General features: G+C 66.9%; 12 protein-coding genes. 4 read left to right on the top strand and 8 right to left on the bottom strand.

From position 1 onward, the window contains the following. Window positions 1-110 precede the first annotated feature (110 nt). From AC2JAJ_RS17615 to AC2JAJ_RS17585, 7 genes are all read right to left on the bottom strand, one after another. Window positions 111-917, bottom strand: a complete 807-nt coding sequence (locus AC2JAJ_RS17615) for a hypothetical protein (RefSeq protein WP_486415020.1) — start codon at window positions 915-917, stop codon at window positions 111-113. Between the two features lie 82 nt (window positions 918-999). Further along, window positions 1,000-1,821 carry a hypothetical protein gene (locus tag AC2JAJ_RS17610; protein ID WP_486415021.1) on the bottom strand — a complete coding sequence of 274 codons (822 nt, stop codon included), beginning with the start codon at window positions 1,819-1,821 and terminating at the stop codon, window positions 1,000-1,002. Window positions 1,822-2,308: 487 nt separating this feature from the next. Further along, window positions 2,309-3,289, bottom strand: coding sequence for a DegV family protein (locus AC2JAJ_RS17605; RefSeq protein ID WP_221384907.1), 981 nt, complete (start codon window positions 3,287-3,289; stop codon window positions 2,309-2,311). 76 nt (window positions 3,290-3,365) lie between these two features. Further along, a complete protein-coding gene (leuS, locus tag AC2JAJ_RS17600) occupies window positions 3,366-5,894 on the bottom strand; it encodes a leucine--tRNA ligase (protein ID WP_501053227.1) in 2,529 nt (842 codons plus the stop codon). A 345-nt stretch (window positions 5,895-6,239) separates the two neighbouring features. After that, window positions 6,240-7,754, bottom strand: coding sequence for a glycerol kinase GlpK (gene glpK / locus AC2JAJ_RS17595; RefSeq protein WP_221384903.1), 1,515 nt, complete (start codon window positions 7,752-7,754; stop codon window positions 6,240-6,242). Window positions 7,755-7,792: 38 nt separating this feature from the next. Beyond that, window positions 7,793-8,542 carry an MIP/aquaporin family protein gene (locus tag AC2JAJ_RS17590; RefSeq protein WP_221384901.1) on the bottom strand — a complete coding sequence of 250 codons (750 nt, stop codon included), beginning with the start codon at window positions 8,540-8,542 and terminating at the stop codon, window positions 7,793-7,795. A 91-nt stretch (window positions 8,543-8,633) separates the two neighbouring features. Then, the gene (locus AC2JAJ_RS17585) at window positions 8,634-10,451 is read right to left on the bottom strand and encodes a glycerol-3-phosphate dehydrogenase/oxidase (protein ID WP_221384899.1); all 1,818 of its coding nucleotides are present in this window, start codon (window positions 10,449-10,451) and stop codon (window positions 8,634-8,636) included. A gap of 126 nt (window positions 10,452-10,577) precedes the next feature. On the opposite strand from AC2JAJ_RS17585, the gene AC2JAJ_RS17580 reads away from it, so the two are divergent. The 4 genes from AC2JAJ_RS17580 to AC2JAJ_RS17565 are packed head-to-tail and all read left to right on the top strand — an operon-like array spanning window position 10,578 to window position 14,443. Then, window positions 10,578-11,543, top strand: a complete 966-nt coding sequence (locus tag AC2JAJ_RS17580) for a sugar-binding transcriptional regulator (RefSeq protein WP_221384897.1) — start codon at window positions 10,578-10,580, stop codon at window positions 11,541-11,543. Between the two features lie 19 nt (window positions 11,544-11,562). Further along, entirely contained in the window at window positions 11,563-12,432 is an 870-nt protein-coding gene (locus tag AC2JAJ_RS17575; RefSeq protein ID WP_473697149.1) for an aldo/keto reductase, read from the top strand. 8 nt (window positions 12,433-12,440) lie between these two features. Further along, window positions 12,441-13,370 (top strand): alpha/beta fold hydrolase, encoded by a 930-nt coding sequence (locus AC2JAJ_RS17570; RefSeq protein ID WP_486415024.1) that lies wholly within the window; start codon window positions 12,441-12,443, stop codon window positions 13,368-13,370. After that, window positions 13,367-14,443 carry a glycosyltransferase family 4 protein gene (locus AC2JAJ_RS17565; RefSeq protein WP_473697147.1) on the top strand — a complete coding sequence of 359 codons (1,077 nt, stop codon included), beginning with the start codon at window positions 13,367-13,369 and terminating at the stop codon, window positions 14,441-14,443. Before AC2JAJ_RS17570 ends, AC2JAJ_RS17565 begins: the two co-directional genes overlap by 4 nt. Before the next feature lie 10 nt (window positions 14,444-14,453). Here AC2JAJ_RS17565 and AC2JAJ_RS17560 read toward each other — a convergent pair whose 3' ends face one another. After that, complete coding sequence (locus AC2JAJ_RS17560) at window positions 14,454-16,547, bottom strand: primosomal protein N' family DNA-binding protein (RefSeq protein ID WP_501053225.1); 2,094 nt, start codon at window positions 16,545-16,547, stop codon at window positions 14,454-14,456. Window positions 16,548-16,602: the final 55 nt, after the last annotated feature.

Raw genomic sequence — 16,602 nt, 5'->3', positions numbered from 1 at the left:
CCCTATGTGGAAAAGCGCGAGCCACCCGGCCCACGTCCCGGCTGCTGCCGCCCATCTCCCTCGCGGGTCAGGCCTGCCGCTGGGCGGCAGGATCGACGTGATGGCAGGTGCTACTGCTTCTTCGTCTCCTCGACAAACTGCTGCGCGATCTGCGACATCAGGTTCAGCGCCTCTTCCTCAGTTATCGCCGCCCCTGTGTTCGATCCCATGTCGTGGGACACCGTTCCGGCCAGGACGCGGAGCCCGACCCCAACACCATTTCCGTCAAAGGATTCCTTGGTCACGTAGGCCTTGTCCCCGATGTCCGGCCCAGGGAGGAGCTGGATCGTGAACGTCCGGGGCCCGTTGGCTGAGGGGATTGCCTGGTCAAACGTGGCGCAGCGAACCATCAGCTCCTGGCTGTAGTCAAAATCGGCTTTGACGAGCGCCTCCCTGGGAGCGCTTCGCGCATCGAAGACGATCATGCCGACTCCGTGTTCGCCCAGGGTGGAAATCTCGGCCAGCGCGAAGCCCATGGAGGGATCCAATAACGCCTCGTGCTGCCACGACCTGTGGAATACATTGCACTCAGCCGGTTCGGTGGGGCCCAGTATGGACGAAGGTGAAGCAGACGCTGGCGGCTGGGTCATTAGGGTATAAGACTTCCGGGCCATGGCGGTGTCCCCGACGCTTCCTCCGTGCGGTTCCAGCACTCTGCTGCTGAGTGCCATGAGCTCTTGGTCGGTGAAGACCTTCTGCGGCGTGGCGGTGGCCTCAGCTGACGGCGAGGTGGTGCCGCTGGCAGGTACGGGCGGGCTGGAATCGGTGCGTGACGCGGTGCCGCCCGGCGTCCCGGATCCGCACGCCGTGAGGATCAGCAGTCCCGCGGCCAACAACACGGCTTTGTCAAAAATGCCGGCACGCGTGGGCTTCCGCACGGCTCTCCCGGCTTGTCGATGCATCTGGATCCTCATCCGTTATGTGGGCCTTCCACGGCTTTTTGGGGCGGGATAGGCTGGCTCAGAAGTTAATCCCCCTAACCAGGGTGATGAACTGGTCTTTCGTCTGCTCTTCCGTGGGCCCGCTAGGCGAGATCAGGATCTGCGCGGTGAAGATGGCCATGTTCTGTCCACGGGCGACCATCAGCGACATGATCGTGACCGGTACATCGCTCGGTGGCCGCAGGGCTTTTGGTCCCCCGGGGTCTGACCGGACAATCAGGATGGCTTTGTCGCCAACACCTTCAATGCTTTCGCCGTCCGGCGGCAGGCCCCTTGAGAGCAGGGAAGCCCCGCCCTCATGGAACTCGATGGAGAACATCAGTGAGTCCGGTCCAGGCGTGCCCGGCGCGCCGAAGTGGTAACGGCAGTTGCCCTCACCCGGGAGGACCTGCGCCTGGGTTGTGGTGCCAAAGGCCTGCCGGAGCGCATCGGCACTGACCAGGGCACAGACGGGGCTGTTCGTAGAAGTCTTCGGACCGACAGGGGGCGCAGGCGGAACACGAAGTTCAGCCCCGTTGCCCCACCCGCCCTCCACAAGCGCCTGCGCAAGTGCCCGCGCCGTAGCGTCACCGTCAGGCACCGGGATTGCCGGGGACATGGGCGGCATGGCCACAACGCGCAGGTCGAGGGACTCGTTGCCCCGGACAGCCTTGAGCACCGTGTTTGCTGACGCCCCTCCGGCTTCTCCTTGGAACCATCCCGTCCACTGCATGCAGGCGAAGTCACCGAGGCCCTCCACAACAGAGCAGTCCGGTGTCTTTTTCGTTTCGTCGATCTCCGCCGCCGATGCGGGCGAGGTCAAGGAGACGCTGAGCGCAAGTACCTTGTCGGCCTTGCTCATGTAGCTGCACAAATACGCCGGGCTTCCCGGCGGCTTTCCACCCGTACCCATTTGAGCCAAGCCAGGATCAATTCTTGCAGCGATTTCCGGCGTGATCAGGTCACAGGCCGGACTGCCGGACCCGGCTGAGGCAGTTTGCTTTGGTCTGTTCGAGGAAGACTGCCCCGCTTCGGCGGAGGGCGGCCGTGTTGGTGACGAGGGCGCACCGCCTTGCCCGCAACCCCCGAGTAGAAGGGCAAGCGCTGCGCAAAGCACGAGACCTCGCCGAGGTGCGGGATTCCGGTCAGCGCACATTGCTTTCGCCTCGATTCGCTCAAAGCCGCCAACTACCCGACGGTACCGATGCGCTGATGCTATGGGCGTGGAGGATGCGTCAGAAGAGGCTAAGGACCCACGGAAAAGAAAACGACGTCAACTGCTGAAAACACCGCGAACGGCAACCTAAACACCGCCACCAAGGGGCGGCACCAAGCGAATGGCGAAAGCCTTAGCTGGAAAGGCCGGCGGCGTCCCAGGCAGGATCAGGGTGTTTACCCACGATGACGGCCAGGACTCCCAGCCCGGCATGGGCGGCCAGCACCGCGGGAAGGGAGCTGATCTGGGCGGGAGGGCAGTCAGGCAGAGCTGCCGCCAGCCTGGCGGCAAGGCCTTCCGCTTCGGCGCTGTTGCCGAAGTGGTGGACAGCCAGGCGCACGGACTGGCCTGGGAGCGGGGCAGCCTCCGCGGCGACGATCTCCTCAAGGCGCGCAACCGCCTTGGCTGCGGAACGCACCTTTTCCAGCGGAACTATCCGGCCGCCGTCGACCGCCAGCAGTGGCTTGATGGCAAGCATGGTGCCCAGCAGCGAGGCTGCCGCTCCGATCCGTCCGCCGCGGCGCAGCTGCTCCAGGCTGGGAACGTAGAAGTAGACCCTGGTCTGTGCTGCCTGGGCCCGGGCCGCAGCAGCAACCGTGGCAGCGTCGGCGCCGGCAAGGGCAGCCGACACGGCAGCCTGGACGGCCATGCCCTGTGCCATGCCTACGGTCTGGGAATCGACGACTTCCACCGGGATCCCGACTTTTGCGGCCCCAAGGCGTGCGGCGTCCGCCGTTCCGGACAGCCCGGAAGAGATATGCACCGATACGACAGCTTCGAAGCCCCGCCGTTCGGCGGCCCGGTACGCCTGCTCGAACTGTCCGGGCGACGGCCGGGACGTTTTCACCGCGGTCCCGGCGGCGAGGGCTACGGCGATGGTGTCCAGGATGTCGTCCTCACCCTCGCCGTAAATTTCCGATCCCACCATGACGGGCATGGGTACCACGGACAGCACGCCGTCGCCGGCAAGCCCGGCCAGCCATTCCGCCGGCAGGGCAGCCGCGGAGTCGGTCACCACGGCCGTGCGTACCTGGACCGGGGCGCGGGAGGTTTGCCGCAACGCGGCCACCCGTGCCCGGAACCACGCCCAGGCTGCGGCATTACTGTCTGGCAAAAGGGGCCTCCCGGATGTGGAGACCGGCCACCGGAGCAGGTCCGGTGGCCGGTGATTCCTTACTGCGAACCGGCTGCTAGGCCGGGACGATGTTCACCAGCTTAGGGGCCCGCACGATGACAGTCCGGATGCCGCGGCCGTCCAGGGCACGCTGCACGTTTTCTGAGGCCAGGGCCAGTTCGCGCAGCTCGTCCTCGGATACCTGCGGGGATACCTCCAGCCGGTCGCGGACCTTGCCCTGGACCTGGACCACGGCGGTGACCGTGTCCTGGACCAGCAGGGCCGGATCGTGCGCGGGCCAGCCCGCGTTGGCCACCGAGGCGGGGTGGCCCAGGATGCTCCACATGTCCTCGGCGGTGTAGGGCGCGAACAGGCTCAGGATGACGGCGACGGCCTCAACGGCTTCGCGGACGGCAGGGTCCGCCCCGCCGGCACCGGAGTCGATGGCCTTGCGGGTGGCGTTGACCAGCTCCATCAGCTTGGCCACCACCACGTTGAACTTGTTGGCGTCCAGGAGTTCGGCGGCATCGGCAATGGTGCGGTGCGTAACCGAGCGCAGGGCGCGGTCACCGGCGGCGAAGTCCGCCCCGGGGCCGCTGCTGACGTCCTGCGCCAGGCGCCAGGCGCGGGCCAGGAACTTGGCGGAGCCGGACGGGGAAACGTCGGCCCAGTCGACGTCGTCCTCGGGCGGGGAGGCGAAGATCATGGTCAGGCGGACGGCGTCCACACCGTACTTGTCCAGTTGTTCGCCGAGGTCCACGCCGTTGCCCAGCGACTTGCTCATGGCCTTGCCGCCGTTGAGCACCTGGCCCTGGTTCAGGAGGGCGCTGAACGGCTCGTTGGCCTCGATCATGCCGAGGTCGTTGATGACCTTTGTGAAGAACCGCGCGTAGAGCAGGTGCAGGATGGCGTGCTCTACACCGCCGACGTACTGGCCCACCGGCATCCAGTCGTTGATCTTCTGCGGATCGAAGGGGCCCTCGGTGTACTGGGGCGAGACGAAGCGCAGGAAGTACCAGGAGGAGTCCACGAAGGTGTCCATCGTGTCCGTATCCCGCTTTGCGGGGCCATGGCAGGAGGGGCACTCAACGTTGACCCAGGACTCCGCGGCTGCAAGCGGCGAGGTTCCCTTGGGCGCCAGGTCTTCGCCGCGCAGGTCCGACGGCAGCGTCACGGGAAGCTGCTCGTCGGGCACGGGCACTTCGCCGCAGGCGGGGCAGTGGATGATGGGGATCGGGGTGCCCCAGAAACGCTGGCGGCTCAGCAGCCAGTCCCGCAGCCGGAAGTTCACGAACTTCTCGCCGGTTCCCTGCCGCTCGAGCATCGCGATGGCGGCGGGGATCGCCTCAGCCTTGGGCAGGCCGTCCAGCTCGCCCGAGTTGATCAGGGTGCCCTCCCCCGCTGTCGCCGTGCCGGAGACTGCGGGGTCCTCTTCGCCGGTGTCCAGGACGGCGCGTACCGGCAGGTCGAACGTGCGGGCGAAGTCCAGGTCGCGCTGGTCGTGGGCGGGCACGGCCATGATGGCGCCCGTGCCGTAGTCCGCGAGCACGTAGTCGGCAGCCCAGACCGGCAGCTTCTCGCCGTTCAGCGGGTTGATGGCGTAGCGGCCGGTGAAGACACCGGTCTTTTCCCGCTCCGTGGACTGGCGCTCGATTTCCGACAGCGCCTTGACCTGCTCGCGGTACGCGTCCAGGGCTGCGGCGTGCTCATCGGTGACGAGTTCGACGGCGAGCGGCGCGTCGGCAGCCACCACGAAGAACGTTGCCCCGTACAGGGTGTCCGGGCGGGTGGTGAAGACCGTGACGTCCTTGGCCGGCTTGCCGCCGTCGGCCTCGATCACGAAGTTCACGTGCGCACCCTCGGACCGGCCGATCCAGTTCTTCTGCATGGCCAGGACGCGTTCGGGCCAGTGGCCGCGCAGCTGCTCCATGTCGTCCAGCAGCCGGTCGGCGTAGTCGGTGATCTTGAAGTACCACTGGTTCAGCGACTTCTTGGTGACAGTGGTTCCACAGCGCTCGCAGGCACCGTTGACGACCTGCTCGTTGGCGAGCACCGTCTGGTCCTTGGGGCACCAGTTGACCGGGGAGTTCTTCCGGTATGCCAGGCCCCGCTCGTAGAAGCGCTTGAACAGCCACTGCGTCCAGCGGTAGTACTCGGGGTCGGAGGTGTGCAGCCGGCGGGACCAGTCAGCCGAAATGGCGTACCGCTTGAAGGAGGCGGCCTGGGTGTCGATGTTGGCGTAGGTCCACTCGCTGGGGTGGGCGTTGCGCTTGATGGCTGCGTTTTCCGCGGGCAGGCCGAAGGAGTCCCAGCCGATGGGGTGCAGCACGTCGTACCCCTTTTGGCGCAGGTAGCGTGCCACCACGTCGCCCATGGCGAACGCCTCGGCGTGGCCCATGTGCAGGTCGCCGGACGGGTACGGGAACATGTCGAGCACGTAGCGGCGTTCCCGGGAGCCGTCGTCCACCGGCGTGAAGACCTTGAGGTCCTCCCACACCTGCGGCCATTTGGCTTCCATCGCGGCGAAACTGTAGGTGCCCTCTTCAGGCACTTCCGCCGACACTGTTGTTGCTGTTCCGGTCTCTGTCTCCGGCTGAACGCCCACTGCTGCCCTCTTCTGTTCTGTTACGGCATCTGTGCTGCCATAACGGCCTGATCCTCCTGCTGCGGGCCCGGCGGTATACCCCGGACACACAAAAGCCCCTCGCCATGGAGGGGCTGCCGCTCAGCTATCCGTAATCTGGGACGCCGGGCGGCTAGCTAAGCAGAAGGATCGCACGCATAAATCTACTTTAGCGCACCTGCACACCCCCTCAGCGTAAGTCGCAAACGAGCGGCTGAGGTGGGCGGGTGCACAAGAAGAGGGGCCGGTGACTCCCCGCCATGGTGTGGTGGGCACCGCGAAGCGGGCGGGCGGGAGTCACCGGCCCCTCTCAGGGCCAGCTACGGGCTACCGAACGTCCTCGTCGACCCAATCCATGGACTTGGTGACCGCCTTCTTCCAGAGCCGCAGCTGGCGGTCCTGTTCGGCCTGGTCCATCTGGGGTTCCCAGCGCTTGTCCTCGGACCAGTTGGCCGAGCACTCGCCCAGGTCCTTCCAGAAACCGACGGCGAGGCCTGCAGCGTAGGCGGCGCCCAGGGCCGTGGTTTCGATGACCTTCGGGCGGATCACCGGGACCCCGAGGATGTCCGCCTGGAACTGCATCAAGGCGTCGTTGGCGACCATGCCGCCGTCGACCTTCAGTTCGGTGAGCGGGACGCCGGAGTCCGCGTTGACGGCATCAAGCACCTCGCGGGTCTGGAAGGCGGTGGCTTCCAGCGCGGCCCGGGCGATGTGGTTCTTGTTGACGAAGCGGGTCAGGCCCACGATGGCACCGCGCGCGTCGGAGCGCCAGTAGGGGGCGAAGAGGCCGGAGAACGCCGGGACGATGTAGACGCCGCCGTTGTCCTTGACCGAGGCCGCCAGGGTCTCCACCTCCGGGGCGCTGCTGATCATGCCCAGGTTGTCACGCAGCCACTGGACGAGCGAGCCGGTGACGGCGATGGAGCCTTCCAGGGCGTAGTGGGGCTTGGCGTCGCCCAGCTTGTAGCCCACCGTGGTCAGCAGCCCGTTCTTCGAGTGGACGATCTCCTCACCGGTGTTGAAGATCAGGAAGCAGCCGGTGCCGTAGGTGTTCTTGGCCTCGCCCGCGTCGAAGGCGGCCTGGCCGAACGTGGCCGCCTGCTGGTCGCCCAGGATGCCCGCCACAGGCGTTTCCCGGAGCAGCTGCGAGCTGTGGACGGTGCCGTACACCTCGGAGGAGGACTTGATCTCCGGCATCATGCTGCGCGGCACGCCGAAGATGCCCAGGATCTCCTCGTCCCACTGCAGCGTGTCAAGGTCCATGAACAGGGTCCTGGAAGCGTTGGTGACGTCGGTGACGTGGACACCGCCGTCCACGCCGCCGGTCAGGTTCCACAGGACCCAGGCATCGGTGTTGCCGAAGACCAGGTCGCCTGCTTCTGCCTTCTCGCGCGCGCCGTCCACGTTGTCCAGGATCCATTTGATCTTGGTGCCGGAGAAGTAGGTCGCCAGCGGCAGGCCCACTTTTTGCTTGAAGCGGTCAGCGCCGCCGTCCTTTGACAGCTCGTCCACGATGTCCTGCGTCCGGGTGTCCTGCCAGACAATCGCGTTGTACACCGGCTTGCCAGTGGTCTTGTCCCACACCACGGCAGTTTCGCGCTGGTTGGTAATGCCGACGGCGGCAATGTCGTGCCGTGTCAGGTTTGCCTTCGACAGGGCCGAGCCGATGACCTCGCGGGTGTTGTTCCAGATCTCCGACGCGTCGTGTTCCACCCAGCCCGCCTGGGGGAAGATCTGCTCGTGTTCCATTTGGCCGGAGGAGACAATGGCGCCGCTGTGGTCGAAGATGATGGCGCGGGTGCTGGTGGTGCCCTGGTCGATGGCGATTACGTACTGGTTCATGATGACGTCCTTGTCTTGGTTGTTTGTCTGGTTGTGGTTCAGGCGGCTGCGGTGACGATGATCGGTGCGATCCTGGCAACAAGGCCGCCCAAGGCTCCGCCGACAAGCGGGCCGACCACCGGGATCCAGGAGTAGGCCCAGTCACTGGAGCCCTTGCCTTTGATGGGAAGTACTGCGTGGGCGATGCGCGGTCCGAGGTCACGGGCGGGGTTGATGGCGTAACCGGTGGGTCCGCCCAGCGAGACGCCAATGCCCACGACGAGCAGCGCTACCGCCAGCGGGCCGAGGCCCGAGGGGGTGCCGCCGAAAGTAAGGATGACGAAAACGAGGACGAAAGTGCCGATGATCTCGGTTATGAGGTTCCATGGGGTGGAGCGGATGGCGGGGCCGGTGGAGAAGGTTCCGAGTTTGCCGGCAGGTTCCGGTTCGTCATCGAAGTGCTGCTTGTACGCCAGCCAGCAGACGACCGCGCCGAGGAAGGCCCCCAGCAGTTCGCCGCCGAAGTAGGTCACGGTTGATGCGAAATCCACGGCGACGCCCGGGGCGTATTCGGGCTTGCCGTTGATCAGCAGGCCGAGGGTGACGGCGGGGTTCAGGTGTGCGCCCGACTTGGCGGCGACGAAGACACCCGCGAAGACGGCGATTCCCCACCCCCATGTGACCATCAGGAACCCACCGCTGTTGCCTTTTGTCCCCCTCAAGGCCACATTGGCAACGACGCCGCAACCCAGGAGGGTCAGCATGGCCGTGCCAAAGACTTCGGAGAGGAAGACTATTCCTAGAGACATCTTTGACTCCTTCTTTGTTTAGTTGTCGGTCCTCCGCGGGTGAAGGACCGTTGGCCGGGGACGCTGGTGCGCCCCGGCCCGCTGCCCGGCCTTAAGCGACCAGGCTGTGCGTTTCCACGCGGTGGAAACGCTGCAGCACGTCCTGGGCGTGCTTGATCTCAGCAGCGCGTGCTGCGGCGTCCCATTTGAGCGGGACGGACAGCACTTCTGCTACTTCGTTCAGGAGTTCGCCGGTGACGAGCCCCCGGAAGGCCAGGGAGGTGCGCCGGATGAACACATCCACCAGGTGCCCTACCTGTTCGTTCGCCGCCATGAACTCCAGTTCACGGACACTGAGTTCCCGGGTGGACCGCAGTGCCTGGTCGGGTTCGGCGTCGAGGTAGGCGATGACGTCTTCGGCCCTGGTTCCGTAGCGGGTGAGCAGCCCGGCGGTGCGGTCCGCGTCGCGCCCGTCAGCCATGTGCGCCTTGATCCATTTCTGTTCCGCCGCCTCGTCGGCCGGGAAGCCGGCGCCGCCGCCGATGGGGAGCTGGGCAGTGGACACCTTCCGCTGGACGCCGAGTTCTGCCAGGACTTCGTTGGTCAGGTGCTCGGCCAGCGCGCGGAAGGTGGTCCATTTGCCGCCCACGAGGCTCAGGACGACGGCGCCGCTTCCGTCGGGTGCCGGGCCCCGGCGTTCGATGCGGTAGTCGCGGGAGACGAAGCCGGGCTGGGTGGCGTCATGCCGGGGCAGGGGCCGGACACCGGAGAACGTGTAGACGATCTGGTCCCGGTCCACCGCGATGTTCGGGAACACGTGGCCGATCAGGTCAAAGAAGTAGTCGATCTCCTCGTCAGTGCAGACAGCATCGTGCCTCATGTCTGCGTCCACATCGGTGGTCCCCACCAGGACCCGGTCACCCATGGGGTAGATCAGGACGATGCGGCCGTCCGTGTGCTCGAAGAAGATCTCCCGCCCCCGGCAGGCTGCCAGGAGGCCGGGGTGGTCCAGCACGATGTGGGAACCCTTGGTGCCGCCCATGAAGGAGGAGGCAGCCCCCATGGCCTCATTCGTCAGATCCACCCATGCTCCGGTGGTGTTAACTATGATGTCGGCCGTGAAGTCGAACTCCCCGCCCGTCAGTTCGTCCCGGAGCCGAACGGTGCCGCCACGCCCCGTGCCCGCGTTGGGCTGCGGCGTCAAGGACTGCAGCGAGAGGTAGTTGCTCGCCCGGGCTGTGCTGGCCTGGCCCAGGCCTGCTGCCTCTGCCCGGCCTGCTTTTTCCCCGTCCTGCAGGACGTCGAGGGTCAGGCGCTCCGGGTTGTGGACGGATGCATCGAAGTAGGTGGCGGTGTATTTGACGTCGGGGCGCAGGGCGGGCAGTTCCTGGAGCGCGCGCTTGTGGGTCCGGAACTGGTGCCGGGGAACGGTCCCGCCGTCCCTGGAGAACGCGTCGTACAGGCTGAGCCCGACTTTGATGAGGAACGCGCCACGCTCCTTAGGCTTGCCCTGCTGCTTGTGGGTGAGGAACCGCAGCGGCGCGGACAGGATTCCCGAGAACGTGCTGAAGATGGGAATGGTGGTCTGCAGGGGTTTGACGTAGTGCGGGGCGATGCGCAGCAGGCGGTTGCGCTCCACCACGGACTCGCGGACCAGCCGGAACTCGCCGTTTTCCAGGTAGCGGATTCCGCCGTGGATCATGTGGGAGGAAGCGCCGCTTGCTCCCTGGCAGTAGTCACCGCGCTCCACCAGCGCAACGTCGACGCCCTGCAGTGCGAGGTCCCGGAAGGTGCCTACTCCGTTGATGCCGCCGCCGACCACCAGCACCTTCGCGTGCGGGCGGCGGCGCAGGTTGTGGACTGAAGAACGTTCGGTTCCGGATTCCGGCGCAGTGGTGGACGGTTGGACAGTTGGATCCTTGGGTCCCAAAACAACTCCCTTGGGGCTTTGTGTGATGCGGCCGCCTGTAGGGGCGCACCGCCGTTCTGCTCTATTGTTTGGAGTAATGGAAAATGGAGTCAAGCACTATGCACAAACGTGCAGGAAGGAATGATGATGGCACTTTCCCGGGACGCTGATGCGCTCCGAGCTGCACAGATGTATTACCTGCAGGACCTCACCATGGACGCCATCGCGCGCGAGCTGCGTACGTCCCGCTCCACCGTTTCGCGGCTGCTGTCCTCTGCGCGCGAGTCGGGCCTGGTGCAGATCCAGATCCGCAACCCGCTCGATACCGGGCCCGAACTGGAGGGGATGATCCGCCGCCGCTACAACGTGGATGTCCACGTTGTCCCGGTGATCGGCACGCTTAATGAAGCCGAGACTTTGGACCGCGTGGCAATGCAGGCGGCGCGGACCATCGGGCCGATCGTGGACTCAAGCGCCATCATCGGCGTCGCGTGGGGCTCCACCCTCAGCGCTGTCAGCCGGCACCTCACCAGGAAGATCACCCATGACAGCGTGATCGTCCAGCTGAACGGTGCAGGGAACATGCACACCACCGGCATCACCTACGCGAGCGACATCATGCGGCGGTTCGGAAACGCGTACGGTGCGCGGGTGGAACAGTTCCCGGTTCCGGCATTCTTCGACCATGCAGCCACCAAGACCGCCATGTGGAATGAACGCAGTGTGCAGCGGGTCCTCGAACTGCAGGCAAAGATGAGCATCGCCATCTTCGGCGTTGGCTCGGTGCACGCGGACTTTCCGAGCCACGTCTACGCCGGCGGCTACCTCGACGAGGAGGACCTGAACGCGCTGGCAAATTCGGATGTCGTGGGCGACGTCGCCACCGTGTTTTTCCGGGGTGACGGGTCCTCCGACGGCATTGTCCTGAACGAAAGGTCCACGGGCCCGGCGCTTTCCCAGCTCCGCCAGGTGCGGCGCAGGATCTGCGTGGTCTCGGGGGTTTCCAAGATCAACGGCCTGCGTGGTGCACTGGCGGCCCGGCTCGCCACAGACCTGATCGTGGACGAGGCCACCGCGCGGCGCCTGGTGGATTACGAAGGACTCACCAGCTGAAGTAGGTAGAGTCGTTCCCATGAGAACCTCTCCCCGGCTCAGCCTGAACAACGGCGTGCTGATCGACCAGCTCGGGTTCGGGCTGTACAAAGTGCCGCCCGCCGATGCCGAAGGACTCGTGGCCACGGCCCTCGCCGCCGGCTACCGCCATTTCGACACCGCCGCCATGTACGGCAACGAAACCGGCGTGGCACGCGGCATCAGCTCCCAGCTCGGCGACGGTACCGGCAGCGGCGGGTCCGGGGAACTCTTTCCCCCGCTGTCCCGGGAAGACGTGTTCATCACCACCAAGGTGTGGAACGACCACCACGGCTATGACGCCACCCTCCGGGCGTTCGATGACTCCATGGTCAACCTCGGCCTGGACTATGTGGACATGTACCTGATCCATTGGCCCTGCCCGCGGCGGGGCCTGTTTCCGGAAACCTACCGGGCCCTGGAAACGCTTTACCGGGAAGGCAGGGTCCGCGCCATCGGTGTCAGCAACTTCCAGCCGACCCACCTGGACCGGTTGCTGCAAAGCGCTGAAGTGGTCCCGGCCGTCAACCAGATCGAGCTCCACCCGTGGCTGCAGCAGGAGGAACTGCGGCGCAAGCATTCAGAGCTGGGAATCCGCACGGAAGCATGGAGTCCACTGGGCCGCGGCGAGGTCCTGGCCGACCCCGTGATCCAGGCCTGCGCCGGCGAGCACCGCAGGACCCCCGCCCAGGTCATCCTGCGCTGGCACATGCAGCTGGGAAACATCGCCATTCCCAAGGCAAGCTCCGAGGCCCGGATCCGGGAGAACCTCGATGTCTTCGGCTTCCAGCTTTCCGACCGTGACATGGCAGCCATCAATGCCCTGGACCGCGGACACCGCACCGGGTCCCACCCGGACAACGTCAACTAGGCGGGACCGTGAACACCTCGAAGCAGGCCGGCCCTGCCGCGCCCGCCTACTTGAGCGCCGACCTCGATGCCCGCACCTCCGCGTCCGAGGTAACCCTCGGCGGCGGCACCGTTGCCTACTGGACGTACGAACCGCTGGAGACCACGCCCCAGACCCGCACCATCCTGGTGGTCCACGGCTTCCGCGGCGACCACCACGGGCTCCTGCGCGTGGCCGACCACCTGCCCGAGATGCGGATCATCATGCCCGACCTTCCCGGTTTCGGCAGTTCGGATGCGTTTGGCCAGGACCAGCACTCGGTGGAGCGGTACGGCCAGTTCGTTGCGGACTTCATGGCAGCCCTGGACCTCGGGCCGGACACCGTGCTGCTCGGGCATTCGTTCGGCTCCATCGTGGCCGCGCACTTCGTGGCCAGCCATCCGGCAGCCGTGCATCCGCTCATCCTGGTCAACCCCATCGCCGCTCCGGCGCTTGAGGGGCCGAAAGGGGTAATGACGCGCCTGGCAGTGCTCTATTACCGGCTCGCCGCGCGCCTCCCCCGCGGGCTTGGCCTGGCGCTGCTGCGCAACCGGGTGATCGTCCGCGTCATGAGCGAAACCATGGCCAAGACGCGCGACCCGGCCCTCCGCGGCTTCATCCACGGCCAGCACCATGCCTACTTCAGTTCCTTCGCCGACCGCGACAGCCTGCTGGAGTCGTTCACCGCGTCAGTCAGCCACCACGTGGCTGAGGTGGCCGGGGAACTGAAGCTTCCCGTGCTGCTGATTGCCGGGGAAAAGGACGAGATCGCCACCCTCCCCGACCAGCACCGCCTCGCGGCGCTCCTGCCGGACGGCAACCTCAAGGTGATCCCCGGCGTCGGGCACCTCATCCACTACGAAACGCCGGAACCGGCCGCCGGCCACATCCGCAGCTTCCTGAAGGACCACCCCGCGTGAAGATCGTCATCGATGCACGTTTCACCCGCACCGACCACCATGACGGCATCAGCCGCTACGGAGCCAGCCTCATCGCCGCCGCGGCGAAGATTGCCGATGTCTCCATGCTGGTCTCGGACGAGCGGCAGCTCGCCCTGCTGCCGGACGTGCCGTACACGCTGATCAACAGCCCGCTTTCGCCACTCGAGCTGTTCGTGGCCCGCAAGGTCAACGCGCTGAAGCCGGACGTGGTGGTGTGCCCGATGCAAACCATGGGCACCTGGGGCCGGAAGTACGGGCTGGTGCTGACGCTGCACGACCTCATCTACTACGAGCACCCCGCTCCCCCAGGCTTCCTGCCGGCACCGGTCCGAGTGTTGTGGCGGCTTTACCACAAAGCGTTCTGGCCCCAGCGGCTGCTCCTGAACCGTGCCGATACCGTGGCCACCATCAGCCGCACCACCGAAGCCCTGATCGCCAAATACCGCCTGACCCGGCGTCCCGTGCGCATTATCGCCAACGCCCCCCAGCCTGCGCAGGAGCCGCGGCGGCCGGAAGCCGGCGCGGACAAGACAATTGTCTACATGGGCTCGTTCATGCCCTACAAGAACGTGGAAACCATGGTGGCCGGCATGTCCGGGCTGCCTGGCTACACCCTCCACCTCCTCAGCCGGATCACCCCGCAACGGCGGGCTGAGCTCGAAAAGATCGTCCCGGCCGGCGCGTCCGTGGTCTTCCACAACGGCGTCACCGATGAGCAGTATGACGCCCTGCTGCGACGGGCCACAGCACTTGTCAGCCTGTCACGCGCCGAGGGGTACGGCCTTCCCTTGGTGGAGGCTATGGCGCTGGGTACCCCCGTCATCGCCAGCGACATTCCGATCTTCCGCGAAGTGGGTGCGGACGCCGCCAGCTACGTTGATCCGTCATCCCCGGGGCAGTTTGCGGCCGCCGTGACTGCGCTCCAGGACGAGGCCCGGTGGCAGGACATCTCCCGCCGGTCAGTGGAGCGGGCCCGGGAGTTCAGCTGGGATGAGTCCGCCCGCCAGCTGGTCGACGTCGCGCACGAAATCATGGCGAAGCGGCGGCGCTAAGGGGTTTCCCCTAGAGCACGTCCACACCGTCCAGGCGCACCTGCACCGGTTCCGTGGTGCGCTTGGCGGCCACGGCTGCCCGGGTGGCCCGCAGGATACGGACGACGGCGGCCCCTTGGCTGTAGGGGAAGAACAGCAGGGTCCGGACATCCTCAGCCTGGCGCCGCCCGGAAGGGGGCCCGGCCAGGAGCAGGGGCGCGGGGCCGGCGCTGCGCACCACAAGGCCCGCTGTTCCAAGTTCGGCTTCCACGGCACCCGTGTAATGCTCGACGGCGGGGCGCGGCCCGGTGACGGACGCGATGCGGACTGCTGGTGGCAGCCCGAGCTCCGTCCGCAGCGCCAGTTCCCGCTCCGCGTAGCCCGCAGGGTCCCAGCGCAGCAAGGCACCCGTTGCGGCGGCGTCCGTTGCCGTGACCACCACCAGGCCGCCCTCCGGGCCAGGCCGTACCAGGGCGGCGGCGTTGAACCAGCGGCGCACCGTGTCCTCGGCCGCGCGCAGGGTTTCGCGGCGCAGCAGCGAGTCCCCGTCCAGCAGGAGTGCGGCCGCATAGCCGCCCTCGGCAACAGGTTCGGCACCGACCGTTGCCACCACCAGTGCCTTGCCGGATCCGACGCGGGCCTTCACCTGGTCCCCCGACGACGTGACGACAGTTGCGCCGGGGAAGGCGCGGCCGAGCTCTTCGGCCGTGCGCAGCACCCCCGTTGCTCCCTTCCGGAGCCGCTTAGCGCCGCAGTGGGTGCACCGCCAGTCGGGTGCCGGCGTGGAACACCACCGGCACTGGGGCGGAGCCGAGGTGCCGGCCAGCGCCAGGGGGCCCTGGCACGCATTGCACCGGGCGGGCTCACGGCAGGTGTCGCAGACCAGTGAAGGCGCGTAGCCGGCCCTGGCCACCTGGACCAGGACAGGGCCGCGGTCCAGCCCCTCCTTGGCAGCTTTCCAGGCCGCACCCGGCAGCCGGGCTATGGTTGCCAGCGGGTCCCGGCCCTGCTCGAAGCTGTCAGCGGTGTTCACCACCCGGGGAACTGTCGTGCGCAGTCCAGGACGGTCGGAGCCGATCGGGGCTGCCCAGCCTGCGTCGACCAGGCGCTGCACCTCGGTGCTGCGGGCGTGCCCTGCCAGGAGGCAGGCGGTGCCTTCCTGTTCGGCGCGCAGCAGCAGGACTTCCCGCGTGTGGGCGTACGGTGCGCGTTGCTCTATGTGGAGGTCGTCGCCGTCGTCCCAGCAGGCTACGAGCCCCAGGTCCTGCACCGGAGCGAATGCGGCCGACCGGGTGCCGATGGCGACTTTGGCGGTTCCGGACAGCAGCCGCAGGAAGTTCCGGTAGCGGGGCGTCGGCCCGTCGTCAGCGGCGAGCCTTGCCACCGCCTGCTCCGGCAGCAGCATTTTGAGTGCTTCCTCGAGCCGGTCAAGATCCCGGTAGTCCGGAACTACCAGCAGCGCGCCGCGGCCGGAAGCATGGGCAGCGGCGGCAGCTTCCGCCAGCAGCTGCGGCCAGCCGGCGGGGCCATAGCCCTGCAGGGGGTTGAGGACGGCCCGCGGCGATCCGCCGGCGGCCAGGTGCCGGAGGAAGGCAGGCCCGGCACGGTAGCCGGTCCATGCGGAAGCGGCGGCGTCAACGGCACGCGGATGCCCGCCTGCGTCTGTTGCTTCCGTCGCCCCGGGCGCGGCCAAAGGCATGTCCTTTTCCAGTTTCGCAACCCGCGGCGGGACGGCGAGGCGCAGGACGTCGCTGACCGTGCCGGCGTAGCGGGCCGCGACGGCCTCCGCTAGGTTGCGCACGGCGGGTGTGAGGACCGGCACCGGTGACACGACTTTCGCCAGCGGCACCAGCGCGTGGCCGGCGTCGGACTCCGCCAGCCGTTCGAGCAGGAATCCGCTGAGGTCCTGGCCGTTGAACTTGACCTTCACCCTGACGCCAGGCTGCGCGGCCTCGTCGAGGGCCGCCGGCACGGCATAGTCGAAGGGGCGGTCCAGATGGGGCAGCGACGACTCCACGAGCACCCGGGCAACCGGAAGGTGCGCGGCGGCGGCAACCCCACCTGCCACCGGGCGGGCCGGGAAGCCCTGCAGCAGGGACGGCTGGACGGCGCTTTCAGCAGCCACCGTGGTTACCTCCGTTCAGCTGCGGGGCGGACACAGACAGCCAAACACCAGGCAC

It is taken from the genome of Arthrobacter sp. MOO21 (assembly GCF_057369995.2).
The sequence above is the reverse complement of the archived record's forward strand: the minus strand, read 5'-3'. Positions and strand labels throughout refer to the sequence as shown.

Coding starts and splice junctions, on each gene's coding strand:
- AC2JAJ_RS17610 (WP_486415021.1), bottom strand. CDS start 1,821: ATGAGCAAGGCCGACAAGGTACTTGCGCTCAGCGTCTCCTTGACCTCG.
- glpK (WP_221384903.1), bottom strand. CDS start 7,754: ATGAACCAGTACGTAATCGCCATCGACCAGGGCACCACCAGCACCCGC.
- AC2JAJ_RS17590 (WP_221384901.1), bottom strand. CDS start 8,542: ATGTCTCTAGGAATAGTCTTCCTCTCCGAAGTCTTTGGCACGGCCATG.
- AC2JAJ_RS17580 (WP_221384897.1), top strand. CDS start 10,578: ATGGCACTTTCCCGGGACGCTGATGCGCTCCGAGCTGCACAGATGTAT.
- AC2JAJ_RS17575 (WP_473697149.1), top strand. CDS start 11,563: ATGAGAACCTCTCCCCGGCTCAGCCTGAACAACGGCGTGCTGATCGAC.